We start from the raw sequence: 25,772 nt of genomic DNA on the forward strand, positions 1-25,772 counted from the left end.
TTTTTGATTTTCATAAGGAGGAAATCTTAAATGACAGTTAAAGTAGGTATTAATGGATTCGGACGTATCGGACGTTTAGCTTTCCGTCGTATCCAAGAAGTAGAAGGAATCGAAGTAGTTGCTATCAACGACTTAACAGATGCTAAAATGTTAGCTCACTTATTAAAATATGATACAACTCAAGGACGTTTCAACGGTTCTGTTGAAGTTCACGATGGTTCATTCAACGTAAACGGTAAAGAAGTTAAAGTTTTAGCTAACCGTAACCCAGAAGAATTACCATGGGGTGAACTAGGTGTTGATATCGTTCTAGAATGTACTGGATTCTTCACTTCAAAAGAAAAAGCTGAATTACACTTAAAAGCTGGTGCAAAACGTGTAGTTATCTCAGCTCCTGGTGGTAACGATGTACCAACTATCGTTTACAACGTTAACCATGAAACATTAACTGGTAAAGAAACAGTTATTTCAGGTGCTTCATGTACAACTAACTGTTTAGCTCCTATGGCTAAAGCATTAAACGACAAATTTGGTGTTGTTGAAGGATTAATGACAACTATCCACGCTTACACAGGTGACCAAATGACTCTAGATGGACCACACCCTAAAGGTGACTTCCGTCGTGCTCGCGCTGCTGCAGCTAACATCGTTCCTAACTCAACTGGTGCTGCTAAAGCTATCGGTTTAGTAATTCCTGAATTAAACGGTAAATTAGACGGAGCTGCTCAACGTGTTCCTGTTCCAACTGGTTCATTAACTGAATTAGTATCAGTATTATCTAAGAAAGTAACTGTTGACGAAGTGAACGCTGCTATGAAAGAAGCTGCAACTGAATCATTTGGTTACACTGAAGAACAATTAGTATCTTCTGATATCGTAGGTATTACTTACGGATCATTATTTGATGCTACTCAAACTAAAGTAATGACTGTTGGTGACCAACAATTAGTTAAGACTGTTTCTTGGTACGACAACGAAATGTCATACACTGCACAATTAGTACGTACTTTAGAATACTTCGCTAAATTATAAGATTCACACTAATCTGAATCATATATGCAGTACAAAAGCGGGGAAGCGACGCGCTTCTTCGCTTTTTTTAGTAAGAAATATTAGGAGGCTAAATCATGGCTAAAAAAACAGTTCGTGATATCGATTTAAAAGGTAAAAAAGTTTTAGTTCGTGTTGACTTTAACGTTCCTTTGAAAGATGGCGTTATCACTGATGACACTCGTATCAAAGCAGCATTACCAACTATTAAATATGTACTTGAAAATGGCGGAAAAGCGATTCTTTTCTCTCATTTAGGACGTGTAAAAACTGAAGAAGATAAAGCTGGTAAATCTTTAGCACCTGTTGCTAAACGTTTAGGCGAATTATTAGGACAAGAAGTTACATTTGTTCCTGAAACACGTGGTGAAAAATTAGAAGCTGCAATCAACAACTTAAAAGACGGCGAAGTAGTTGTATTTGAAAACACTCGTTTTGAAGATGTTGATGGTAAAAAAGAAAGCAAAAACGATGCTGAATTAGGTAAATACTGGGCTTCTTTAGGTGAAGTATTTGTTAACGATGCATTCGGTACTGCTCACCGTGCACATGCTTCTAACGTAGGAATTGCTTCAACTGGTATTCCAACAGTTGCTGGCTTCTTAATGGAAAAAGAAATCAAATTTATCGGAGAAGCTGTTGAAGAACCAAAACGCCCAATGGTTGCTATCCTTGGTGGTGCTAAAGTATCTGATAAAATTGGTGTTATTGAAAACTTAATTCCAAAAGCTGACAAAATCTTAATCGGTGGTGGAATGACTTATACATTCTACAAAGCTAAAGGAATGGAAATTGGTAACTCATTAGTAGAAGCGGATAAAGTTGATTTAGCTAAATCATTAATTGAAAAAGCTGGCGACAAATTAGTTTTACCGATTGATTCTGTAACTGCTGCTGAATTTTCAAATGACGTACCAACTGAAGTTCATGAAGGTGACGTTCCAGACGGACAAATGGGCTTAGATATCGGTCCTGCTACTATCGCATTATTTGCTGAAACTTTAGCTGGTGCAAAAACTGTTGTATGGAACGGACCTATGGGTGTGTTTGAAATGTCAAATTTTGCTAAAGGTACAATCGGTGTTTGTGAAGCTATTGCTAACCTTAGCGATGCTACAACTATCATCGGTGGTGGTGACTCAGCAGCAGCTGCTGAACAACTTGGCTTTGCTGATAAATTCACTCATATTTCAACTGGTGGTGGCGCAAGCTTAGAATTATTAGAAGGTAAAGTATTACCTGGACTTGCTGCTATCAACGATAAATAATTCATTTCGTCAAGGAAAGTAGTTGCTACTTTCCTTGTCAAAATATTTTTAAAGGAGTGTCCTTCATGCGTAAACCAATTATCGCAGGAAACTGGAAGATGAACAAAACTGCTGCTGAAGCAAAAGCTTTTGCTCAAGCAGTAAAAAATAACTTACCAAGCAATGATAAAGTAGATTCAGTAGTTGGCTCACCAGCTTTGTTCTTAGAAACATTAGTTGCTGAAGCGAAAGGTACTGATTTACAAATCGCAGCTCAAAACTGCTACTGGGAAAATGCTGGTGCTTTCACTGGTGAAACTTCTCCAGCTGCATTAGCTGACTTAGGTGTACAATATGTTATTATTGGTCACTCAGAACGTCGCGATTACTTCCATGAAACAGATGAAGAAATCAATAAAAAAGCAAAAGCAATCTTTGCTAATGGTATGACACCAATTCTTTGCTGTGGTGAAAGCTTAGAAACTTATGAAGCTGGCCAAACAGCTGCTTGGATTGAAGGCCAAATTACTAAAGGTTTAGCAGATCTTTCTGCTGAACAAGTAGCAAGCATGGTTATTGCTTACGAACCAATCTGGGCTATCGGTACTGGTAAATCAGCTGATGCCAACATTGCAGATGAAATTTGTGGTGTTGTACGTAAGACAGTTGAAAAATTATACGGTGGCGAAGTAGCTCAAAAAGTTCGTATTCAATACGGTGGTTCTGTTAAACCAGAAAATATCGCTGAATACATGGCTAAAGAAAATGTTGATGGTGCTTTAGTAGGTGGCGCAAGCTTACAACCAGATTCATTCTTAGCTTTATTGGAAGCTGTTAAATAATTACGCTTTCATTGAAAATTTTATTTGCAGTTTTCACAATTTTTAACTAAAATAATAAATGTAACTAAGGGATATTTTACCCTTAAGATAAAAACTCAAAGGAGAGACACAAACATGTCAATTATTACTGATGTTTACGCTCGCGAAGTCCTAGACTCACGTGGTAACCCAACAATCGAAGTAGAAGTTTATACTGAATCAGGTGCTTTCGGCCGTGGTATGGTTCCTTCAGGAGCTTCAACTGGTGAACACGAAGCTGTAGAATTACGCGATGGAGACAAAGGTCGTTACGGTGGTAAAGGTGTTCTTAAAGCTGTCGATAACGTAAACAACATCATTGCAGAAGCTATTATCGGTTATGATGTACGTGACCAAATGGCTATCGATAAAGCTATGATCGCTTTAGATGGCACACCAACTAAGAGCAAATTAGGTGCTAACGCTATTTTAGGTGTTTCTATTGCTGTTGCACGTGCTGCTGCAGATTACTTAGAAGTTCCTTTATACCACTACTTAGGTGGATTTAACACTAAAGTTTTACCAACTCCAATGATGAACATCATCAACGGTGGTTCTCACTCAGATGCGCCTATCGCATTCCAAGAATTCATGATCGTGCCTGCTGGTGCACCAACATTCAAAGAAGCTTTACGTTGGGGTGCTGAAGTATTCCACGCTTTGAAGAAAATCTTAGCAGATCGTGGTTTAGAAACATCTGTAGGTGACGAAGGTGGTTTCGCTCCTCGTTTCGAAGGTACAGAAGATGCTGTTGAAACTATTTTAGCTGCAATTAAAGCTGCTGGTTTAGAACCAGGTAAAGATGTATTCTTAGGTTTCGACTGTGCTTCATCAGAATTCTATTCAGATGGTATCTATGACTACACTAAATTTGAAGGCGAAGGTGCTGCAAAACGTACTGCTGCTGAACAAATTGACTACTTAGAAGAATTAGTTAACAAATACCCAATCATCACAATCGAAGACGGTATGGATGAAAACGACTGGGATGGTTGGAAAGAATTAACTAAACGTCTTGGTGGAAAAGTACAATTAGTAGGTGACGACTTCTTCGTAACTAACACTTCTTACTTAGAACGTGGTATTAAAGAAGGCGCTGCTAACTCAATCTTAATCAAAGTTAACCAAATCGGTACTTTAACTGAAACATTTGAAGCTATCGAAATGGCTAAAGAAGCTGGCTACACTGCAGTTGTATCACACCGTTCTGGTGAAACAGAAGATTCAACAATCTCTGATATCGCTGTTGCTACAAACGCTGGCCAAATCAAGACTGGTTCATTATCACGTACTGACCGTATTGCTAAATACAACCAATTATTACGTATTGAAGACCAACTTGGTGAAGTTGCAGAATACAAAGGATTAAAATCTTTCTACAACTTAAAAAAATAATCTAGTCAAAAAATACTGATATTTCAATAATATCCAGGGTTTTATAGATTAAAGTGTATCTTTAAGGGGCGATATGGAGCAAACTCTTACAATTTTTGGAGTTTGCTAACCATATCGTCCTTTTTTTGGCTATTTAACTTGAGTATACGGATCTTTTTGGATGGACTGAGACTACTCAATTGCATCCTGAATACATTGTTTGATGATAATCATTATGAGCCAATTATAAATTATTCGACGACAGTAAAATCTAATCTGAATAATAAAAAATCTTGGACTAAGCAAAAAAGAAAAACTGTTAGGAATAGTGAACAAAGAGAAAAGTAACTACAAATATTATTTATAAGTAAGGAAAAAGTAACGCGTGTTGTTCCAATATATGATTATGGAGGATAATCATGAATCTGAAAGAGTACGTTAATAAAAAGGTTAGAATAATCGATATTGATGATAAGGAGTGGAAGGGCAAGGTAACGTCTGTTGATTTAGCTATTAATTACGATGATATCGATTATGATGAATTAGATTTAAAAATAGATGGGCGAGATGGTGTAGTTGCTTTTCCGGAAAATGAAATCAAATCAATAGAAATCATATAGCATTTAATCAAAGTTAAGTTGATTGAGTGCTAATTTTATGTTATTAGTTACAGTATTTGTCATAGAGGTATCAATTATTATTGATTTTGTAGTGTATTAATACAGGCTAATGAAAAGTGATAGTAGTAAATGAAGTTGAATGGTAAAGGCTAACAATAAATACGGCAAATATTCGGTCAGATTAAGTTTATTTCATTTACAACGTGATATAATTTTTATAGAAAAAATGAATAGACAGATAACTTAGTCGTTGGAGTGAATAAATTTCTTAGTGCTTCAGTTTCTTCAAATGGTGTTTTATGAGGTAAGCCAAATGTAGTTATTCTAGTACCTAGTGGAACTTGTGTATTTAAGGATTTTAGCAAATGAGAGATATAAAAAATAGCGAGAATTTCTAATCAATCGTAAATCAGAATACAAATTGCTGTTGAAACACGGAGATTTATACGTATTTGAATTGAGGTGAATAAATTGGATGAAGAATTGGAAAAAAACTATCGAGAAAGAATAGATTCAGAGTCTTATAGAGGACCGTATACAGAAGAGGAAAAAAAACTTCAAAATGAAAGAGAAAAAATTTACCAAGAGTACAAAATGAAACGGCAAGCAGAGCGCGTAAAAAAAACAAAATAAGGAGCCGAAGAATATGTGGTTAGGGATATTTTTGTTTGTTTTACTTATGATGCCAATTACAGTATTTGTAATAGGAATATCCATCATTATCCTCTTGCAATGCGCTAAATATAGGCTAAATAAAGGTGGGGATCAAGATGGATGAGGATGAATTAGATGAATTAGAAGAGTTGGAAGATACAGGATTTATCTAAAAGCTTGCAAAAGGCGATGAAAGCACCATAAATAAACATGATTATTGTCCCAAGCGTTTCATTGTCCAATAATAGAAGACATTCAATAAATTTAGTAGTATGACTAGTATTTCTTGTTTATCTATGGTAAAGTAAAGTAGTCTAGTTACGTGAATAAAGGAGGTTGGATGATGTATAATATTATTCTTGGCATCGTCATTGTTATATCAGTCATTTTAATTTTTACGATTATGATGCAACCAAGTAAACAAAATAGTGCAGCAAGTGCTTTTTCTGGGGGCGCTGATCAATTATTTGGTAAGCAGAAGGCTCGTGGTTTTGAAGCGGTTATGCAGCGTACAACAGCTATTTTAGGTGCTGTATGGATTATTTTGTTGTTCGTATTATCTTATCTTTCATCAAAATAAGATTTAACAGTAAGGTGACAATCACTTTACTGTTTTTTTGTCTCATTTTGGCGTATAACTGACATTTGTTTGCGTAAATTAAGTGATGGAAAGGTAAATTTATGGATAAAATATGATAGAATGGACTTTGAGGTGATTGCTATGGTAAAAAAAATAACCTTACCTGAACCGCTTTTTGAATATCATGGAAAAAAAGGGGTCATTTTATTACATGCGTATACTGGTAGTTCAGCAGATGTTCGTCTAGTGGGACGAGCAATTGAGCAAGCAGGCTATTCGATATATTTACCAATGTTTTCTGGTCATGGAACGTTAAATCCTTGTGATATTTTACAACAGACACCTAATCAATGGCAAACAGATGTGTTACAAGCGATGCAATATGCTAAAAGTCAAGGTGTGACACAACTTGCTATATTCGGCTTATCCTTAGGGGGTATTTACGCACTAGATGCACTTACGCTCAACGAACCGGCTATTGTTGGTGGGGGCGCCTTTTGTTCACCAGTTTTTTTAAATGAAAGTCAAATCGTGCCTAATTTTAAACTTTATACAGAAAAAGTTTTGACTTATTTAACGGAAAGTGATGAAAAGAAGGCACAAATAATTGAGACAGTGGATCAATTGTTACCAGAACAGCTTCAAGCGATTCAACGTTTCGGTAGAGAAGTTGGCACAAAATTAACTGATGTAAAGGTGCCAGTCTTTTTAGCGCAAGGGGCCAAGGATGAGATGATCCCTGCTAAGAGTGTTTATGAAACAGCTAAGTGTATAACCAATGCGACGCTTACTTTGCGTTGGTATGAACAAAGCGGGCATGTCATTACGATAGATAAACAAAGAAAAGAATTAATCAATGATCTTTTGTATTTTTTAGACAAATTATCATGGAATGAGGACTAAATGAGAGAAACAATCCAAACAAAAATATTAGATGAATTAACGGCTAGTAAGAAGCAGAGTTTTTCAGTGGATGAATTAGCGCAACGGCTTTCACTAGCAAAAAGTCAAGATTTTAAATTGTTAGTTCAGGCGCTGGCCCAATTAGAGCGAGATAAAAAAATCAGTTTTAATCGTAAAGGGAAAATTCGCTTGGCTAATCAACCAGTATTAATAGAAGGCGTTTTTCGAGCCAATGATCGTGGTTTTGGTTTTGTCACAATTGATGCGCAAGAAGAGGATATTTATATTGCCAAGGAAGACACCAATTATGCAATGGATGGCGATACTGTTTTAATTGATATCTTACGTCCAGCTGATTATTTTTTAGAAAAAACAGCTGAAGGTAGAGTCGTTGAAATTAAAAAACGTGCGATTAAGCAGGTGGTCGGCGAGTTTATCGCTTTTAGTGATGAAGAAGTTGCCGCCAGTGATTTATATGGGAAGGTAGTCGTAAAAGATAAAAAATTATCTCAATATACTGTATTGATTGCCTCTCAAGGAATTCAACCTGTAGATGGACAAATTGTTTTAGTGGAATTAACGCATTATCCTGAGAAAGGTTACGCTTATAGTTTAGAAGGGCTGGTTGTCAAAACCTTAGGACACAAAAATGATCCAGGTGTGGATATTTTATCGATAGTGATTGCCAATGGGATTCCAACTGCTTTTCCTGATGAGGTATTGCAACAAGCTGAAAAGGTACCAAGTGAAATTAATCCAGCTGATTTTCCTAATCGTCGTGATTTAAGAAATGAATTAATTGTTACAATCGATGGTGAAGATGCAAAGGATTTGGATGATGCTGTTATGGTAAAGCGCCTAGCTAATGGAAATTTTAAGCTAGGTGTACACATTGCTGATGTTTCCTATTATGTGACAGAGGACAGTTTTCTTGATCAAGAGGCTTTTGAACGGGGAACGAGTGTTTATTTAACCGATCGAGTGATTCCTATGTTACCGCATCGACTATCAAACGGGATTTGTTCTTTAAATCCAAAGGTGCCTCGGCTTACAATGAGTTGTGAAATGGAAATTGATCGTCAAGGTCAGGTAGTTGATTACGAAATTTTTGAAGGCATTATTCAAACGACCGAACGAATGACTTATACTGCGGTCAATCAGATTTTAATGGAAAATGATGCGCAGACTAAACAGCGGTATGCCGCATTAGTGCCAATGTTTGAAGATATGGCTGAGCTTCATGAAATTTTAGAACGCATGCGAATAAAACGTGGGGCAGTCAGTTTTGAAGACCATGAGGCACGAGTGATTGTTGATGAAAAAGGTCATCCGGTTGACGTTATTTTAAGAACGAGAGGAATCGGTGAACGCTTAATTGAATCATTTATGTTAGCGGCAAATGAAACGGTAGCTACCCATTTTAGTCGATTGCAGCTACCATTTATTTATCGAATTCATGAAGATCCAAAAGAAGAAAAGCTAGATCGATTTTATGACTTTGTTGCAGCGTTAGGGATTTTACCTAAAGTGACAAATGGTTCAATGTTACCAAAAGATTTACAACAGTTAATGGATGAAGTCGCTGATTTACCAGAGGCATTAGTTATCAATATGATGCTTTTAAGAAGTATGCAGCAAGCGAAATATTCACCAGAAAACACGGGACATTATGGCTTAGCAGCCCCTTTTTATACCCACTTTACTTCACCGATTAGACGTTATCCTGACTTGATTGTTCATCGCTTGATTCGGAGTTATTTAAAAGATGCTTCAACAAGTAATCAAGAACAGTGGGCTGAAAAATTACCTGAAATTGCTCAGCATAGTTCACAAATGGAACGTAGAGCCGTAGAGGCAGAACGACAAGTAGATGCTATGAAAAAAGCCGAATATATGCAGCAGCATCTAGAAGAAGAGTTTGAAGGGGTAATCAGCTCGGTCGTGAAGTTTGGTTTCTTTGTAGAATTACCGAATACGGTTGAAGGATTAATCCATATCCAAGCTTTAGAAGATGACTATTATCATTTTATCGAATCACATTTAGCTTTGGTCGGAGAATGGACGGGTCGTGTCTTAAAAATCGGTCAAAGAGTACGTGTGCGAGTGGTGCAGGCCAATCCAGAGACTAGAGAGATTGATTTTGCTTTGGTATCAGCTGAAGAGGTAGAAGGCTTGACAAATGTTAAGGTGAAGAAACCGTCAAAAAATCGGCAGCCAAAACGTAATGCTAAGCCAGAAAAAAAGGCTGAAAGTAAAAAACAATCAAAAGGTAAGTCAGATAAAAAATCAACGAAGAAAAAAGGTCGGAAGCAGCCTTTTTATCGAGAAGTAGTTAAGAAAAAGAAGAAAAAGAAGAAATAGAGGTGAAGGAATATGCCAAAAGGTGAGGGAAAATTAATTGCCCAAAATAAAAAGGCTCGGCATGATTATCATATTTTAGATACTTTTGAAGCAGGCATTGTTTTGCAAGGGACAGAGATTAAGTCCATTCGCAATAGTCGGATTAATCTAAAGGATGGCTTTGTACGGGTAAGAAAAGGAGAAGCCTATCTGCATAATGTACACATTAGCCCGTACGAACAAGGCAATATTTTTAACCATGATCCATTAAGAACAAGGAAATTGTTATTGCACAAACGACAAATCCTACAATTGGATCAAGAAAGCAAAAATCCAGGAATTACGATTGTGCCTTTGAAAGTTTATATTAAAGATGGCTATGCCAAGGTTTTAATCGGTCTGGCTAAAGGTAAAAAAGACTATGATAAACGGGAGACTTTGAAACAAAAAGATCAAGAACGACAAATTCGCCGAATTGTCAAAAACATAAGATAATAAAAAATGCTTCATTCTTATAATTAAACGAAAAAGGTTCCGCTTCCATTGTTGCTATAAAGCTATTTACTAATTTCCATTATTTTTGTAAGATAGTAATTGATAGAAAAAAATTATGGAAAGAGTATTTTCAATTTAAATATTCAATGAATAAACCGATATTTTTTATGAAAATACTTTGAAATTTCTTTTTGGTGGTGGTACGATACAAATTGTCATTACTATTACTTTTGTAAGCAAACATGACATCTTTTATTAAGAAGTGAGGTGAGCACATGGAAGAACAATCACTTCTGTTTCATATCGGACCAATTTGGTTTGATGGGACGGTTGCATTGATGACGATTTTGACTTGCGTTATCATTTTCGCACTTGTTTTTATCTGTACACGCAATCTACAAATGAAACCAACCGGGAAACAGAATTTTATCGAATGGGTAATTGATTTCGTTCGTGGCGTAGTAGCTGATCAACTCCCAAGTAAAGAAGTTGGCAATTTTCATCTTCTTGGTTTTACATTGTTCTTGTTTGTTTTCATAGCTAATGAAATCGGGCTTGTTACCAAGATTGTTTTGTCTGAAAATGAACTGACATTATGGAAAAGTCCGACAGCCAGTCCTTTAGTTACATTGAGTTTGGCGTTAATGGCCATTTTGTTAACCCATTACTTTGGTGTAAAACGTTTGGGCTTTGGTGGATATTTTGTTAATTCTTATTTACAACCGGTATGGTTCTTATTACCGATTAAAATCATTGAAGAATTTACAAATGTGATTACTTTAGGTTTACGTCTTTACGGAAACATCTTCGCAGGTGAAGTATTATTAACTTTAATTGCTTCAATCTTGAAGAACTTCGGTTGGATAACTTTACCATTGGTTATTCCAATTGAAATGACTTGGATCGCGTTTTCATTATTTATCGGTGCAATTCAAGCCTATGTATTTGTTACATTAACAATGGTATTCTTAAATCATAAAATTGAAGCCGAACATTAATCGGTAAGCTTAGGAGGAAATTAATTATGAATTTTATCGCAGCAGGTTTAGCAATCGTCGGAGCAGCAATTGGTGCAGGTTTAGGTAACGGACAAGTTATTTCTAAAACAATCGAATCTATGGCACGCCAACCTGAAATGGCAGGTCAATTACGTTCAACAATGTTTATTGGGGTAGCCTTAATCGAAGCTGTGCCTATCTTAGGGGTAGTTATCGCTTTATTATTAGTTCTTCAATAAGCTTTTCTCGTAAATCCACTTCAATGGAAGCAGATGATACCGTCTGCTTTTCTATTTGAACGAATGATTTAGATGGCAAAAACGAGAGCAAAGGAGATTGAAGAATATGCCAGGAATTATACTTTTAGCTGCTGAACAACATAATAGTACATTAGGAGACTTAATTGTTGTTACGCTATCTTTCTTAATTTTGCTATTCTTATTGAAAAAATTTGCTTGGTCATCAGTTGCTGATATCATGAATAAACGGGCAAGTAAGATTGCTAATGATTTAGACAGTGCTGAACAATCACGCGTAAAAGCTGCAGCCCTTGAGAAAGAACGTCAAGAAAAATTGATGAATTCTCGTGCGGAAGCAGCAGATATTATCAAGAATGCAAAAGACAGTGGAGAACAAAGCCGTCAAAATATTTTACGCGAAACACAAGCAGAGGTTTCTCGTTTGAAAGAAAAAGCGCAAGCAGATATTTCTCTAGAACGTGAAAATACGATGAATGCCATCAAAGATGAAGTTGCTTTGTTGTCAGTTCAAATCGCGGAAAAAATTCTTTCGAAAGAAGTTTCTCCAGAAGTTCATGAAGCGTTAATCAATCAATATATTGAAGGTTTGAGCGCAAATCATGAAACTAAATAAATATGAAGTTGGCAAACGCTATGGTAAAGCCATTTTTGAATTGGCGGTCGAAAATGATTGCTTAGCGCAAACCCATCAAGAGTTATTACAACTAAAAGAAATCTATGCTGAATTACCAGAACTTGGACAATTATTAAACGATGTTCGTTTAGAACCTCAACAAAAACAAGCAATTGTCTCATTACTTGCTCAAAATTGTTCAAAGCTTGTTAAGGATGCAATTTATGTAATCTATGAAAATTCACGAATGGCAGAATTAGCATATATTGTAGAAGCTTTTTGTAGCTTATATAATGAAAAATTGGCTATTTTGGATGGAACGATTACTACTGCTATTGCCTTAACGCCTGAACAAAAGGCTAGATTGGAAGAAAAAATACTCAAAAAATTTGGTTATCAGACTGCTAAGTTTGTCGAAAAAATTGATCCATCAATTATTGGTGGCATCATCGTAGAGGCTAACCATCAGATTATTGATGGAAGTCTTAAAACAAAATTAGCAACATTGAAAGCAAGTTTATTATAAGTGTATTGTTAAAGAGGTGAATCGAATGGCCATCAAAGCAGAAGAAATTAGTACTTTGATTAAAGAACAAATTAAAAATTATCAAAATGAAATCTCTGTTGAAGAGGTGGGAACTGTTACCTATGTTGGTGATGGAATCGCTCGTGCGCATGGTTTAGAAAATGCGATGAGTGGTGAGTTATTACAATTTTCAAATGGCTCTTTCGGTATGGCGCAAAATTTAGAATCTAACGATGTAGGGATTATTATCTTAGGTGATTTTGAAACCATTCGTGAAGGAGATAAAGTAAAACGTACTGGTCGTATCATGGAAGTACCGGTAGGGGAAGCATTAATTGGTCGGGTAGTAAATCCATTAGGTCAACCAATTGATGGCTTAGGACCTATCGAAACAACTAAAACCCGTCCAGTAGAAGCGATGGCACCAGGGGTTATGCAACGTAAGTCAGTGCATGAACCAATGCAAACTGGTCTAAAAGCGATTGATGCATTAGTACCAATCGGTCGTGGTCAACGTGAATTAGTTATCGGTGACCGTAAAACTGGTAAAACATCAATTGCCATTGATACAATCATCAACCAAAAAGGTCAAGATATGATTTGTATCTATGTAGCGATTGGGCAAAAAGACTCAACAGTTCGTGCACAGGTAGAAACCTTACGTAAATATGGTGCATTAGATTATACCATCGTAGTTTCAGCAGGTTCTTCACAACCGGCACCATTATTATATATTGCACCTTATGCTGGAACGGCTATGGGTGAAGAATTTATGTATAACGGTAAACATGTATTAATTGTTTTTGATGATTTATCTAAACAAGCTGTTGCTTACCGTGAATTATCATTATTACTTCGTCGTCCACCAGGTCGTGAAGCTTATCCAGGGGATGTCTTTTATCTACACTCACGTTTATTAGAACGTGCGGCTAAGCTTAGTGATGAATTAGGTGGCGGTTCAATGACTGCTTTACCATTTGTTGAAACACAAGCAGGGGATATTTCAGCCTATATTCCAACAAACGTTATTTCTATCACAGATGGTCAAATTTTCTTAGAATCAGATTTATTCTATTCAGGTATTCGTCCAGCCGTTGCTGCCGGACTTTCAGTATCTCGGGTTGGTGGATCTGCTCAAATTAAAGCGATGAAAAAAGTTGCCGGAACTTTACGTTTAGACCTTGCTAGCTACCGTGAATTAGAAGCCTTCACTCAATTTGGTTCTGATTTAGATGCAGCAACACAAGCGAAATTAAATCGTGGTCGTCGTACCGTAGAAATCTTAAAACAAAAATTGCATGCCCCATTACCTGTTGAAAAACAAGTAGTGATCTTGTATGCATTAACGAGAGGTTTCTTAGATGCGATTCCAGTTGAGCATATTTTACGCTTTGAAAGTGAATTGTTTGAATATCTAGAAGCAAATCATAATGATTTATTTGAAACAATTCGTACGACGAAAGATTTACCAGATGAAGAAAAATTAAAAGCTGCAATTGGTGAATTTAGAGATAGTTATAAAGCTACTTTAGATGCCCAAAAATCTAAAAAAGATCGTATTGCTGAAGTAGTGAATTCTTAATAAAGAGGTGAAGTAGATGGGTGCGTCTTTAAATGAGATTAAGCAAAGAATTACATCTACCAAAAAAACTAGTCAAATCACCAAAGCCATGCACATGGTCTCTGCTTCTAAGCTAACCAAATCAGAAGCTCACGCTAAGAAGTTTCAAGTATATGCTGAAAAGGTTCGAGAAGTCGTAACCCATTTAGCTGCTCAGCAGTTATTAGCAATTGAAGATACTAAAACAAGTGGAGCAACTGATTATAATAGTATGTTAATTACTCGTCCAGTTAAAAAAACTGGTTATATTGTAATTACTTCTGATGGTGGATTAGTTGGCGGATATAATAGTTCAATTTTAAAGCAAATGATGTCTATTTTTGAACAAGATCATCAAAGTCCTGATGATTATGTAGTCATTTCCATTGGTGCGACGGGGGCTGAATTTTTCAAAGCTCGTGGTATCCAACTCGCTTATGAATTACGCAACTTATCTGATCAACCAAGTTTTGAGGAAGTTCGCAAGATTGTGCATATGGCGACTTCAATGTACCAAAATGAAGTGTTCGATGAATTGTATGTGTGTTATAACCACCATGTTAATTCATTGACTAGTCAATTCCGTGTAGAAAAAATGTTACCAATCTCAGATTTAGATCCTGGTGAAAAGAAAGAATATGAACAGGAGTATATTTTTGAGCCGTCTAAAGATGAAATTTTAAATCAACTTTTACCACAATATGCTGAGAGTTTAATCTATGGAGCAATTGTGGATGCAAAGACTGCCGAGCATGCAGCTGGTATGACTGCGATGAAGACAGCTACAGATAATGCGAAAAAGATTATTGACGATTTAACAATTTCATATAACCGTGCACGGCAAGGGGCTATTACCCAAGAAATTACCGAAATTGTTGGTGGCGCAGCTGCTTTAGAATAATTTCGTGAATGAGTGGAGGAAAATAAATGAGTTCAGGCAAAATTGTTCAAGTCATTGGGCCCGTTGTTGACGTCGATTTTTCTTTAGATCAATCTTTACCAGATATCAATAATGCGCTTATTGTCTATAAAAATGATGAACAAAAAAGTAAAATCGTGCTTGAAGCTGCTTTAGAGCTAGGAGATGGCATTATTCGTACGATTGCAATGGAATCAACTGATGGATTGCAACGTGGAATGGAAGTTTTCGATACAGGTAAGCCAATTTCAGTACCAGTAGGTCGTGAAACATTAGGTCGTGTATTTAATGTTTTAGGTGATACCATTGATACGCAAGAAGCTTTTCCTGCTGATGCGAATCGTGATGCGATTCATAAATCAGCTCCAGCTTTTGAAGAATTAAGTACAAGTACTGAAATCCTAGAAACAGGGATTAAAGTTATCGACTTACTAGCACCATACTTAAAAGGTGGGAAAGTTGGTCTATTCGGTGGTGCCGGTGTAGGTAAAACCGTATTAATTCAAGAATTAATTCATAATATCGCCCAAGAACATGGGGGTATTTCAGTATTTACCGGTGTTGGTGAACGTACACGTGAAGGAAATGACTTGTATCACGAAATGCGTGATTCAGGCGTTATCGAAAAAACTGCTATGGTGTTTGGGCAAATGAACGAACCACCTGGAGCACGTATGCGTGTTGCGCTAACTGGACTAACTATTGCGGAATACTTCCGTGATGTTGAAGGCCAAGACGTATTGCTATTTATTGATAATATCTTCCGTTTTACTCAAGCAGGTTCTGAAGTTTCTGCCTTACTTGGTCGTATGCCTTCTGCGGTAGGTTATCAACCTACTTTGGCTACTGAAATGGGTCAATTGCAAGAACGGATTACATCAACGAAGAAAGGTTCGATTACTTCAATTCAAGCCATTTACGTGCCAGCCGATGACTATACTGACCCAGCGCCAGCTACTGCATTTGCGCACTTGGATGCAACAACTAACTTAGAGCGTAAGTTAACTGAACAAGGGATTTATCCAGCGGTGGATCCTTTAGCATCTAGTTCAAGTGCTTTATCTCCTGAAATCGTTGGAGAAGAGCATTATGAAGTAGCTAGTGAGGTTCAACATGTTTTACAACGTTACCGTGAATTGCAAGATATTATTGCCATCTTAGGTATGGATGAATTATCAGACGATGAAAAAGTGTTAGTTGCACGTGCTCGTCGTATTCAATTCTTCTTATCTCAAAACTTCCACGTGGCTGAACAATTTACTGGTCAACCTGGTTCATATGTGCCGGTTGCTGAAACAATTAAAGGTTTCAAAGAAATTCTAGAAGGTAAATACGATCATCTACCTGAAGAAGCATTCCGAAGTGTGGGACGTATCGAGGATGTTGTAGAAAAAGCTAAGACTTTAGGATACTAGAAAGAGGTGTCCTATGGAAAATCATTTAACAGTTAATGTTGTAACACCTGATGGTATCGTCTATGATCATCATGCAGTGATTGTGGTGGCCAAAACGCCAGCCGGTGAAATTGGTATTTTAGCTAATCACGCACCTATCATCGTTCCATTAGTGATTGATGAAGTTCGTGTAAAACGAACGGATTCAGATACGCATGTTGATTGGATTGCGGTCAATGGTGGAATAATGGAAGTGCGTGATAATCTAGTGACGATTTTAGCTGACAGTGCTGAACGTGAACGTGATATTGACGTACCAAGAGCGCAACGTGCAAAACAACGTGCAGAAAAAATGATTCAAGAAGCCAAAGAGATGAAAGATATTGATGGTTTGAAACGTGCAGAGGTTATGCTTCACCGCGCGTTGAATCGTATCAAGGTTTCTCAACATCGTTAGCTTGCATAATCATAAAGAAAAAGCTTAAGTCACTCTTAGTGAATGACTTAAGCTTTTTTTTAGTCAAATTGAATTGATGAGCGTTAATGCTTCATATTATCTAATGCCTAGTGCAATTCGCGCATAACGACTCATGCGATCAGTTGTCCAAGCAGGATACCAGACTAATTTAACGTCAACCTTTTGTACTTCAGGGACTTCCTCAAGCGCATCATGAATATTGTCGGTCAATACGTCGGCTAATGGACAGCCCATGGTTGTTAACGTCATTTTGATAGTCGTTTCACCGGTTGAACCGTTAAATTCAATTTCATAAACAAGACCTAAGTTTACAATATCAATCCCTAATTCAGGGTCGATAACGGTTTCTAGGGCTGTTAAGATACGCTCCTTGATTGCTTCGATTTCTTCTGCAGTATAGTTACTTGATGTATTTGCCATTGTATTATCTAAACCTTCATTTTGAGGTGTATCAGTCATACAAAACAACTCCTTTTAAACATTGTCTATGGTAAATGATACCTAATTTTTTATTTTTTGTAAATAATCTGATTTTCGGTTCAAGCATCTACCAATAAAAAGAGTGAATGATTAAGTCGATAAAATGAATCAAAATCCCTTAATCATCAATTTATTCTATATGAAAAATAAAAAATTCTTTCTTTTCATAAAAAATATGGTATTATAGGAATGTTAAGGAAAAGAGGAGAAGAACTAGATGCAAGGATTTAATATTGATCAATTGGTACGCTTTTTAAGCCATTTACTTTGGATATATTTAGCTTTTTGGTCTTTAAATGCGTTAAATCTATCCAATTTGTTTAAGAAGAATCATGAGCGTCAGGTCAAAATTGCTTTAATCCTTTTTTCGATTGGTTTAGGCTACTTAGTAAGTAGTTTCTTTTACGAAATTTTACAACTGTCACGTAGTCTCTTTATTTCACGTTTATAAATAAAAAAAGGGTAGTTTACTAGCGATTTTTATTTATAGTGAAGAGACAATTATATGGAGGGAACAGAGATAATGGAAGAAATTATCGTCCAAGGGGGCAACCCTTTAAAAGGCACAGTCAAGATTGAAGGAGCAAAAAATGCGGTCTTACCAATTCTTGCTGCGACTTTATTAGCAGACGAAGGGACAACTACATTAAACAATGTACCAATTCTTTCTGATGTCTTTACGATGAATGAAGTCATTCGTCATTTGAATGTAAATTTGAGATTTAATGAAGATGAAAATAGAGTATTTATCGATGCACGTAAACCATTAGCAATTGAGGCACCTTATGAATATGTGAGTAAAATGCGGGCTTCAATCGTGGTGATGGGGCCTTTGTTAGCCCGTAATGGTCATGCGAAGGTGGCGATGCCAGGCGGATGTGCAATCGGCAAGCGGCCAATTGATTTACACTTAAAGGGATTTCAAGCCCTAGGAGCAACGATTAATCAAGAGCAAGGTTATATTGAGGCAATTGCTGATGAATTACATGGGGCGCATATTTATCTAGATTTTCCTAGTGTGGGAGCAACGCAAAATATCATGATGGCGGCTGTTAAAGCTAAAGGGACAACAATTATTGAAAATGTTGCTCGTGAACCTGAAATTGTCGATTTAGCCAACATTTTAAATAAGATGGGTGCTAAAATTTACGGTGCAGGAACAGAAACTATGCGAATTGAAGGCGTTAGTCATTTACATGGGGTGACCCATTCAATCGTACAAGACCGTATTGAAGCCGGGACTTTCATGGTTGCTGCAGCGATGACCCAAGGAGATGTATTGATTAAAGATGCTATTTTAGAGCATAATCGTCCATTAATTTCTAAGTTAATGGAAATGGGTGCAAAGATTTCTGAAACGTCTGAGGGAATTCGTGTTGTCGGTCCAGATAAATTAAAGCCAACCGACGTGAAAACATTACCTCATCCAGGTTTTCCAACTGATATGCAGGCGCAAATGACGGCAATTCAATTAATTGCGCAAGGAAATAGCTTTGTGACGGAGACTGTCTTTGAAAATCGTTTCCAACACTTAGAGGAAATGCGAAGAATGAATGCACACGTGAAAATTGATGGTTCAGTAGCTTGCATTGAAGGTGGTCATGAATTACAAGGAGCCACGGTATATGCAACTGATTTAAGAGCAGCTGCAGCATTAATCTTAGCTGGCTTAAAAGCAAAAGGTTTGACCCGTGTTCGTAATTTGAAATACTTAGATCGTGGTTACTATAAGTTCCATGAGAAATTACAAAAGCTAGGTGCGGATATCGAACGAGTGCATGATGTTGAAAATGCCGCTCAAAAACAAGAGGTACGCGCTTAATAAAGATATAAGGTGGATGCAATGAAGCTAACTTATACAGTACAAGTTGTTTTAAAATTACTATTAGTCATTGCTTTAGCGATTATTTTGTTTATCGTTGGCTTAATGATTGGCTACGGTGTAATTGGTAATGGTCAAGCGAGCGATGTTTTCCGTCCATCCATTTGGCAACATATTTTTGCCTTTTTCCAGTAATAAGCGTTAGGCGTAAGGTATAGATTTATTTTTCTCTATGCTTTACGCTTTTCTTTCACAATCATTTAGGTTATAAAAGACTAGTTGTAACTAGCTTAAGGAGGTTGAAAATGAAGCAGGCATTTATTTTTATCATAAGGGGATATCAAAGATTTCTCTCTCCACTTTTTCCCCCGAGCTGTCGCTATCATCCAACCTGTTCAAACTATATGATTCAGGCTATTGAAGTACACGGTGCATTGAAGGGAAGCCTCATGGGAATTGCGCGTATTTTACGCTGCCATCCACTGGTTAAAGGTGGCGTGGATTATGTCCCAAAGAAATTTTCATTAAGACGAAATACAAAGGATCAGCATCGACCGGATTACAGTCAAAAGTAATTAGTGAGGGCATTTGACTTCACTAATTCTTTTGCAATTTTAAGAAAACGATTACAAATTGTGTGAGTTATTCGGAAAAGTGGCAAATTTTCCAATATAATAAATTTTCTGAAAATTCTGTTGACAATCGGTTCTTTTTTTTGTATATTGTTGACATATCCTAATAGGACATTAAGGGAGGACAACGAGGATGAAGATGAAAAAGTTTGCTTATTTGCTAGCTGGACTAGTATTGTTGTCTGCATGTAGTGCAGCACCTGGAGGTAAGGGAGCTGCGGCAGGCGGCGGAAATAAACAAGAAGGTGACACAATTAAAATTGGTGTGAACTTAGAGCTATCAGGTGGTGTAGCAGCGTATGGTAACGCCGAGAAAAATGGTGTTGAATTAGCTGTTGAACAAATTAATGCGGATGGCGGTATTTTAGGTAAAAAGGTGAAGTTAGTTGTTAAAGACAACAAATCTGATAATAACGAAGCAGCAACGGTTGCAGCGAATCTAGTGACTAATGATAAAGTTGTGGCAGTAGTTGGACCAGCGACATCTGGTGCGATGAAGACAGTGATACCGAATATGACTAAGGCAAAAGTACCGGTAATTACTCCTTCTGCTACAGATGATACAGTAACTTTACAAGGTAAAAAAGTGCAAGATTATGTGTTCCGTTCATGTTTCCAAGATAGCTTCCAAGGAATTATCTTAGCAAAATATGCAACTGAAAATCTTAAAGCAGATAAAGTTGCTATTTTAGCGGATAATTCAAGTGACTATGCGATTGGCTTAACCAAAGCCTTTAAGTCAGAATATAAAGGTGATATTGTTTTTGAAGAAAACTTCACCCAAGACGATAAAGATTTCCAAGCAATTTTAACCAAATTAAAGGGCAAAGATTTTGATGCTATTTATGTGCCTGGTTACTATACACAAGCTGGTTTAATCATTAAACAAGCACGTGAATTAGGAATCGATAAACCAATCATCGGAGCAGATGGTTTTGGTGATGAAAAAATGGTTCAAACTGCAGGCGCAGCGAATGTAAACAATGTATTTTATAGTGCACACTTCTCAACTCAAGCACCAGCAAACGATAAAGTACAACCATTTATCGATGCATACAAGAAAAAATACAATGAAGAACCTTCTGCATTTAATGCTTTAGCCTATGATTCAGTTTACATGATTAAACAAGCAATCGAAGATCAAAAATCAGCGGATTCAGCAGCAATTACTAAAGGTTTAGCTAATTTGAAAGATTTTGAAGGGGTAACAGGTTCAATTACAATGGATAAAAACCATAACCCTGAAAAATCACTAGTTGTTTTAGGATTAACTGGCGGTAAAGAAACATCTGCTGATACAATTAATCCTTAATTGAGGTAAGTGTAAGTAGGCTGAGACGAAATCTCCATTTGATTTTGTCCAGCCTCTTTTAATGAAATAAAAAAATGGAAGTGAGAAAAGATATGGAAGCAATCATTCAACAATTAATTAATGGGTTGTTCCTTGGTAGTATCTACGCCCTTTTAGCCTTGGGGTATACGATGGTGTATGGTATTATCAAGTTGATTAACTTCGCTCATGGTGAAATCTACATGATTGGTAGTTTCATCGGCTATTTTATTCTAAATAATACGGGGATTGGTTTTTTCCCAGCGATGATTATTTCGATGCTAAGCTGTGCGATTTTAGGAGTAGTTATTGAATTCTTAGCCTATCGTCCACTTAGAAAGTCTACACGTATTTCCGCTTTGATTACTGCAATTGGGGTATCCTTCTTTTTACAAAATATAATGATTTACTTTTTCTCGCCAGATGTTCGTCCGTTTCCTCAAGAGATTACACGTAAAACGTATCATTTAGGCTTTATTGAAGTAAGTAATATTCAATTATTGATTTTAGTTGTCTCAATTGTTTTGATGGTATTATTACAACTAATTATCCAAAAAACACGTATGGGTAAAGCGATGCGTGCGGTAAGTGTCGATGCTGATGCAGCGCAATTAATGGGGATTAACGTGAATCGGACCATCTCATTTACTTTTGCGTTAGGTTCAGCATTAGCTGCAGCAGGTGGGATGTTAATTGGTTTATATTATAATTCAATCGATCCGATGATGGGGGTTGCCCCAGGTCTTAAAGCCTTTGTTGCTGCTGTATTAGGCGGTATCGGTATTATTCCAGGGGCTGCACTAGGTGGCTTTGTAATTGGGTTAATCGAGACAATTGCGACTGCGCTAGGCTTTTCTGATTATAAGGATGCTTTAGTGTATATTATTTTAATAATTATACTGTTTGTTCGCCCAGCTGGTATTTTGGGCAAAAATGTAAAAGAGAAAGTGTAGGTGGCCAGGATGAAGAAAAATTTAAAATACAATATCGCTTGGGTGGCCATTGCAGCTGTTGTTTATGGAATTTTATTAGCGTTGTATAATGGTGGTATGATTACCATCTTTACTGATGCCATCATCGTAAATATCGGGATTAATATTATTTCTGCTGTAGGCTTGAATTTGATTATTGGTTTTTCTGGTCAATTTTCTTTAGGTCACGCTGGTTTTATGGCAATTGGGGCATATGCCTGTGCGATTGTGACTTCACAAAATCCGACTTATGGTGGGTTTGTAATTGGTCTTATTTTAGGGATGGTTTTATCTGGTATCGTGGCTTTTGTCGTTGGGATGCCGACGTTACGTTTAAAAGGAGATTATCTAGCCATTGCTACCTTAGGAATTTCTGAAATTATTCGTATTTTGATTGTCAATTTCAGAGATATTACGAATGGACCTTCAGGAATCTTTGGCTTACCTCAAGTAACAACTTGGGAAGTGGTCTTTATTTTTGCAGTTATTGCCATCTTAGTTGTTTCAAACTTAATTAATAGTGCCCCAGGACGGGCTATTTTATCTGTTCGTGAAGATGAAATTGCGGCTGAAGCAATGGGGATTAACACAACCAAGTATAAAGTTTTGGCTTTTGTAATTGGTGCTGTTTTAGCAAGTATTGCCGGAACTTTATTTGCTAGTTACCAACAATCTGTTTTCCCAAAAGATTATCAATTTATGAAAACTATTGATATTTTGATTATCGTTGTATTTGGTGGCATTGGTAGTACGACAGGTGCGGTGTTATCAGCCGTTGTACTAGGTGTTTTGAATATGTATTTGCAAGATTTCGGTTATATCCGGATGATTTTATATGCGTTAACTTTAATTATCATCATGATTTTCAAACCAAGTGGCCTATTAGGAACCTGGGAATTTTCTGTGAAACGTATTATTGATAAGTTTACAAAGAAAGGGGACGATGCAAATGCCTCTGTTGGACGTTAAAAATCTAACGAAACATTTTGGCGGGCTGACTGCCGTTTCTCATGTGAATATCACGTTGGATGAAAATGAATTGGTGGGACTAATTGGTCCAAATGGTGCCGGTAAAACAACCTTGTTTAATTTATTAACAGGTGTGTATGTTCCTTCAGAAGGGGACGTATTATTTACCGTAGAGGGTAAGGAGCATCGTTTAAATGGAATGAAGCCCTATAAAATTGCTGATATGGGACTTTCTCGTACCTTCCAAAATATTCGTTTATTTAAAGATTTAACCGTAATGGATAATGTATTGATTGCGATGAATAGTAAGGTGCATAATGGTTTATTCTCTAGTGTTTTACGTTTACCGAAGTTTTATAAAAACGATGAAAAAATGCGTGAAAAAGCTAGAGAGCTATTAGCAATTTTTGACTTAGATAAAAAGGTCAATACTTTAGCGAAAAACCTGCCATATGGTGAGCAAAGAAGACTAGAAATCGTTCGCGCATTGGCAACCGAACCGAAGCTGTTATTTTTAGACGAACCAGCAGCCGGGATGAATCCTCAGGAAACGGCGGAATTAACGCAATTAATTCGTAAAATTCAACGTGAATTTGGTTTAACGATCATTTTGATTGAACATGATATGAGTTTAGTGATGGAGGTCTGTGAGCGAATCTATGTATTAGAATATGGTCAGGTCATCGCACATGGAACACCAACTGAAATTAAAAATAATCCTCGAGTGATTCAGGCTTATCTAGGAGGGGAGATTTAATGTTACAAGTACAAGATATCTCGGTACACTATGGCATGATTCAAGCTGTTCATGGTGTGAGCTTTGAAGTGAAACAAGGTGAGATCGTTTCGTTAATTGGTGCAAATGGCGCCGGTAAAACAACCATCCTACGAACGATTTCTGGTCTTGTTCGACCTTCTAGTGGTCATATTCTTTTTGAAGGTAAAAATATTGAAAAAGAAGCGCCACAAAAAATTGTAGCGAGTGGTCTATCACAAGTACCAGAAGGGCGTCATGTCTTTAGTGGCTTAACGGTGCAAGAAAATTTGGAAATGGGTGCTTTTTTAAGAAAAGATAGTGGAGTTAAAGAAGATTATGAACAAATCTTCAAAAAATTTCCTATTTTAAAAGAACGCCGTAGTCAAGATGCTTCGACACTTTCAGGTGGGGAGCAACAAATGTTGGCGATGGGGCGTGCATTAATGTCTAAGCCCAAATTACTATTACTTGATGAGCCATCAATGGGATTAGCGCCAATTTTTATCAAAGAGATTTTTTCAATCATTCAAGAAATTCAAGCGCAAGGTACAACGGTATTATTGATTGAACAAAATGCTAAAATGGCTTTATCTATCGCTAATCGAGGCTATGTTTTAGAGACAGGTAAAATTGTATTAGAAGGTACTGGTCAAGAATTGTTATCAAGCGAGGCTGTGAAGAAAGCCTATTTAGGAGGATAAAAAATGAGCGTACGTGATTTTATGTCAACAAATCTAATTACTGTAACTGGCGAAACTCCCATTTTTGATGCCATTGATTTAATGAAAAAACATGATATTCACCGCTTGCCGGTATTAGAAGATGGCAAAATGGTCGGCTTAATCACTGAAGGGGTCATTCAAGAATCAATGCCTTCAAAAGCGACGAGCTTAAGTGTTTATGAGATGAATTATTTAATCAACAAGACCAAAGTCGGCGATGTCATGCTAAAACAGGTTGAAACCATTGATGCAGATGCTTTATTAGAAGATGCCATTAAGGTCATGCGAACCAAATCAGTCGGTGTTTTACCGGTTTTATCAGCTAATCAACTAGTTGGGATTATTACTAATAATGATATTTTTGATGCCTTTTTAAAGATTACCGGTTATGAAAACGGTGGTAGTCGTGTAACTTTAAAAATCAAAGAAGAACATCAAGGAATTTTAGCTAAAATTGCGAATGTATTAGCCCAAGCGCAGATGAACATTGAAACAATTGTGGTCAATCGTTTAGCTAAAGGAATTTTTGTCGAAATTCAATTAGATTGTAAGGATGTTGAAAAGGTTAAAGCCGTTTTAAATGGTGAGGAATACGAAATTGTTGATGTTGTTTTAACGAATACAGCCAACTAATCTATCTAACTAATTGATTAAAACTATGCAAAGATGTTGAATGATTTTTGCATAGTTTTTATTTTTTCATTGACTTTAGCGGACATTTTTTTATAGAATAATGAAGAACAAGCGATTGAGGTGAAGAAGTTGAAAAAAAATAAAGATATTCAAGTCAAGATTGTAGAAAGCACTAAACAATTAGATGGTCAGCAATATGATATAACCGAACTATGGATTGCCAAAAAAAAGATTGGTGAAGTTTTACATTATCAGGCAAAGGAATTTGTTAGTTTCATGAATGAGGAACAAATTCAAACGGATCGGACCTTAGATTTAGCGATTGAAACGATTTTATTGCGTTGGAATTTGCAAGAATAATTATTTATTTCAAAAAAATTTGAGCATTTCTATTGAAATAATTATTATTTTATAGTAAGATTTAGTGGTTGAGTTAATTAACACTCAATTTGGAGGAGTAGCGAAGTGGCTAAACGCGGCGGACTGTAAATCCGTTCCTTTTGGTTCAGTGGTTCGAATCCACTCTCCTCCATCTGTCATTGGGG

30 protein-coding genes and 1 tRNA gene are annotated in these 25,772 nt (G+C 36.7%); 30 read left to right on the forward strand and 1 reads right to left on the reverse strand.

Annotated elements, in window-relative coordinates; all coding sequences use genetic code 11:
• Positions 1–30: 30 nt before the first annotated feature.
• From gap to RK02_RS00760, 18 genes are all read left to right on the forward strand, one after another.
• Positions 31–1,032, forward strand: a complete 1,002-nt coding sequence (gene gap, locus RK02_RS00680; protein ID WP_016182307.1) for a type I glyceraldehyde-3-phosphate dehydrogenase — start codon at positions 31–33, stop codon at positions 1,030–1,032.
• Between the two features lie 95 nt (positions 1,033–1,127).
• Positions 1,128–2,318 (forward strand): phosphoglycerate kinase, encoded by a 1,191-nt coding sequence (locus RK02_RS00685; RefSeq protein WP_016182308.1) that lies wholly within the window; start codon positions 1,128–1,130, stop codon positions 2,316–2,318.
• A gap of 65 nt (positions 2,319–2,383) precedes the next feature.
• The gene (tpiA, locus tag RK02_RS00690) at positions 2,384–3,139 is read left to right on the forward strand and encodes a triose-phosphate isomerase (RefSeq protein ID WP_016182309.1); all 756 of its coding nucleotides are present in this window, start codon (positions 2,384–2,386) and stop codon (positions 3,137–3,139) included.
• Between the two features lie 114 nt (positions 3,140–3,253).
• Positions 3,254–4,552, forward strand: a complete 1,299-nt coding sequence (gene eno / locus RK02_RS00695; RefSeq protein ID WP_016182310.1) for a surface-displayed alpha-enolase — start codon at positions 3,254–3,256, stop codon at positions 4,550–4,552.
• 398 nt (positions 4,553–4,950) lie between these two features.
• Positions 4,951–5,151 (forward strand): hypothetical protein, encoded by a 201-nt coding sequence (locus RK02_RS00700; protein WP_016182311.1) that lies wholly within the window; start codon positions 4,951–4,953, stop codon positions 5,149–5,151.
• A gap of 471 nt (positions 5,152–5,622) precedes the next feature.
• Entirely contained in the window at positions 5,623–5,784 is a 162-nt protein-coding gene (locus RK02_RS12295; protein ID WP_016182312.1) for a hypothetical protein, read from the forward strand.
• Between the two features lie 364 nt (positions 5,785–6,148).
• Entirely contained in the window at positions 6,149–6,385 is a 237-nt protein-coding gene (gene secG / locus RK02_RS00705) for a preprotein translocase subunit SecG (RefSeq protein ID WP_016182314.1), read from the forward strand.
• Positions 6,386–6,526: 141 nt separating this feature from the next.
• A complete protein-coding gene (locus RK02_RS00710; RefSeq protein ID WP_016182315.1) occupies positions 6,527–7,288 on the forward strand; it encodes an alpha/beta hydrolase in 762 nt (253 codons plus the stop codon).
• Complete coding sequence (gene rnr / locus RK02_RS00715; RefSeq protein ID WP_016182316.1) at positions 7,289–9,649, forward strand: ribonuclease R; 2,361 nt, start codon at positions 7,289–7,291, stop codon at positions 9,647–9,649.
• 12 nt (positions 9,650–9,661) lie between these two features.
• The gene (gene smpB / locus RK02_RS00720) at positions 9,662–10,123 is read left to right on the forward strand and encodes an SsrA-binding protein SmpB (RefSeq protein ID WP_016182317.1); all 462 of its coding nucleotides are present in this window, start codon (positions 9,662–9,664) and stop codon (positions 10,121–10,123) included.
• A 275-nt stretch (positions 10,124–10,398) separates the two neighbouring features.
• Entirely contained in the window at positions 10,399–11,121 is a 723-nt protein-coding gene (gene atpB, locus RK02_RS00725) for a F0F1 ATP synthase subunit A (RefSeq protein WP_016182318.1), read from the forward strand.
• A gap of 26 nt (positions 11,122–11,147) precedes the next feature.
• Positions 11,148–11,360 (forward strand): ATP synthase F0 subunit C, encoded by a 213-nt coding sequence (gene atpE / locus RK02_RS00730; RefSeq protein ID WP_016182319.1) that lies wholly within the window; start codon positions 11,148–11,150, stop codon positions 11,358–11,360.
• 106 nt (positions 11,361–11,466) lie between these two features.
• On the forward strand, positions 11,467–11,994 hold the full coding sequence (gene atpF / locus RK02_RS00735) for a F0F1 ATP synthase subunit B (protein ID WP_016182320.1): 528 nt from the start codon (positions 11,467–11,469) through the stop codon (positions 11,992–11,994).
• A complete protein-coding gene (locus RK02_RS00740; protein WP_016182321.1) occupies positions 11,981–12,520 on the forward strand; it encodes a F0F1 ATP synthase subunit delta in 540 nt (179 codons plus the stop codon). Before atpF ends, RK02_RS00740 begins: the two co-directional genes overlap by 14 nt.
• A 25-nt stretch (positions 12,521–12,545) precedes the next feature.
• Positions 12,546–14,102: a F0F1 ATP synthase subunit alpha gene (gene atpA / locus RK02_RS00745; RefSeq protein WP_016182322.1), complete on the forward strand. Its 1,557-nt coding sequence runs from the start codon at positions 12,546–12,548 to the stop codon at positions 14,100–14,102.
• 16 nt (positions 14,103–14,118) lie between these two features.
• Positions 14,119–15,021, forward strand: a complete 903-nt coding sequence (locus tag RK02_RS00750) for a F0F1 ATP synthase subunit gamma (RefSeq protein WP_016182323.1) — start codon at positions 14,119–14,121, stop codon at positions 15,019–15,021.
• Between the two features lie 26 nt (positions 15,022–15,047).
• Positions 15,048–16,454, forward strand: a complete 1,407-nt coding sequence (gene atpD / locus RK02_RS00755; RefSeq protein ID WP_016182324.1) for a F0F1 ATP synthase subunit beta — start codon at positions 15,048–15,050, stop codon at positions 16,452–16,454.
• A gap of 13 nt (positions 16,455–16,467) precedes the next feature.
• Positions 16,468–16,890, forward strand: a complete 423-nt coding sequence (locus RK02_RS00760) for a F0F1 ATP synthase subunit epsilon (protein WP_016182325.1) — start codon at positions 16,468–16,470, stop codon at positions 16,888–16,890.
• Positions 16,891–16,986: 96 nt separating this feature from the next.
• Here RK02_RS00760 and RK02_RS00765 read toward each other — a convergent pair whose 3' ends face one another.
• Entirely contained in the window at positions 16,987–17,331 is a 345-nt protein-coding gene (locus RK02_RS00765) for a metal-sulfur cluster assembly factor (RefSeq protein ID WP_026231416.1), read from the reverse strand.
• Positions 17,332–17,608: 277 nt separating this feature from the next.
• Between RK02_RS00765 and RK02_RS00770 the strand changes: the two genes are divergently transcribed.
• From RK02_RS00770 to RK02_RS00820, 12 genes are all read left to right on the forward strand, one after another.
• Positions 17,609–17,842 (forward strand): DUF1146 family protein, encoded by a 234-nt coding sequence (locus RK02_RS00770; RefSeq protein WP_016182327.1) that lies wholly within the window; start codon positions 17,609–17,611, stop codon positions 17,840–17,842.
• 72 nt (positions 17,843–17,914) lie between these two features.
• A complete protein-coding gene (murA, locus tag RK02_RS00775; protein WP_016182328.1) occupies positions 17,915–19,213 on the forward strand; it encodes a UDP-N-acetylglucosamine 1-carboxyvinyltransferase in 1,299 nt (432 codons plus the stop codon).
• A gap of 21 nt (positions 19,214–19,234) precedes the next feature.
• Entirely contained in the window at positions 19,235–19,408 is a 174-nt protein-coding gene (locus RK02_RS12020; RefSeq protein WP_016182329.1) for a DNA-directed RNA polymerase subunit beta, read from the forward strand.
• A 110-nt stretch (positions 19,409–19,518) separates the two neighbouring features.
• Positions 19,519–19,788 (forward strand): membrane protein insertion efficiency factor YidD, encoded by a 270-nt coding sequence (yidD, locus tag RK02_RS00780; protein ID WP_016182330.1) that lies wholly within the window; start codon positions 19,519–19,521, stop codon positions 19,786–19,788.
• A 190-nt stretch (positions 19,789–19,978) separates the two neighbouring features.
• Positions 19,979–21,157 (forward strand): ABC transporter substrate-binding protein, encoded by a 1,179-nt coding sequence (locus tag RK02_RS00785; protein WP_016182331.1) that lies wholly within the window; start codon positions 19,979–19,981, stop codon positions 21,155–21,157.
• Between the two features lie 92 nt (positions 21,158–21,249).
• Positions 21,250–22,128, forward strand: coding sequence for a branched-chain amino acid ABC transporter permease (locus tag RK02_RS00790; protein WP_016182332.1), 879 nt, complete (start codon positions 21,250–21,252; stop codon positions 22,126–22,128).
• A 9-nt stretch (positions 22,129–22,137) separates the two neighbouring features.
• Positions 22,138–23,115, forward strand: a complete 978-nt coding sequence (locus RK02_RS00795) for a branched-chain amino acid ABC transporter permease (protein WP_016182333.1) — start codon at positions 22,138–22,140, stop codon at positions 23,113–23,115.
• A complete protein-coding gene (locus RK02_RS00800; protein WP_016182334.1) occupies positions 23,096–23,872 on the forward strand; it encodes an ABC transporter ATP-binding protein in 777 nt (258 codons plus the stop codon). The genes RK02_RS00795 and RK02_RS00800 overlap by 20 nt, the downstream gene beginning before the upstream one ends.
• Positions 23,872–24,573 carry an ABC transporter ATP-binding protein gene (locus RK02_RS00805; protein ID WP_016182335.1) on the forward strand — a complete coding sequence of 234 codons (702 nt, stop codon included), beginning with the start codon at positions 23,872–23,874 and terminating at the stop codon, positions 24,571–24,573. The genes RK02_RS00800 and RK02_RS00805 overlap by 1 nt, the downstream gene beginning before the upstream one ends.
• 3 nt (positions 24,574–24,576) lie before the next feature.
• Complete coding sequence (locus RK02_RS00810; protein ID WP_016182336.1) at positions 24,577–25,227, forward strand: CBS domain-containing protein; 651 nt, start codon at positions 24,577–24,579, stop codon at positions 25,225–25,227.
• A 129-nt stretch (positions 25,228–25,356) separates the two neighbouring features.
• Positions 25,357–25,587, forward strand: coding sequence for a DUF2969 family protein (locus RK02_RS00815; RefSeq protein WP_016182337.1), 231 nt, complete (start codon positions 25,357–25,359; stop codon positions 25,585–25,587).
• Between the two features lie 91 nt (positions 25,588–25,678).
• Positions 25,679–25,759 (forward strand) — tRNA-Tyr (locus RK02_RS00820).
• Positions 25,760–25,772: the final 13 nt, after the last annotated feature.

The organism is Enterococcus columbae DSM 7374 = ATCC 51263 (assembly GCF_000406925.1).
GTDB classification, from domain to species: domain Bacteria; phylum Bacillota; class Bacilli; order Lactobacillales; family Enterococcaceae; genus Enterococcus_E; species Enterococcus_E columbae.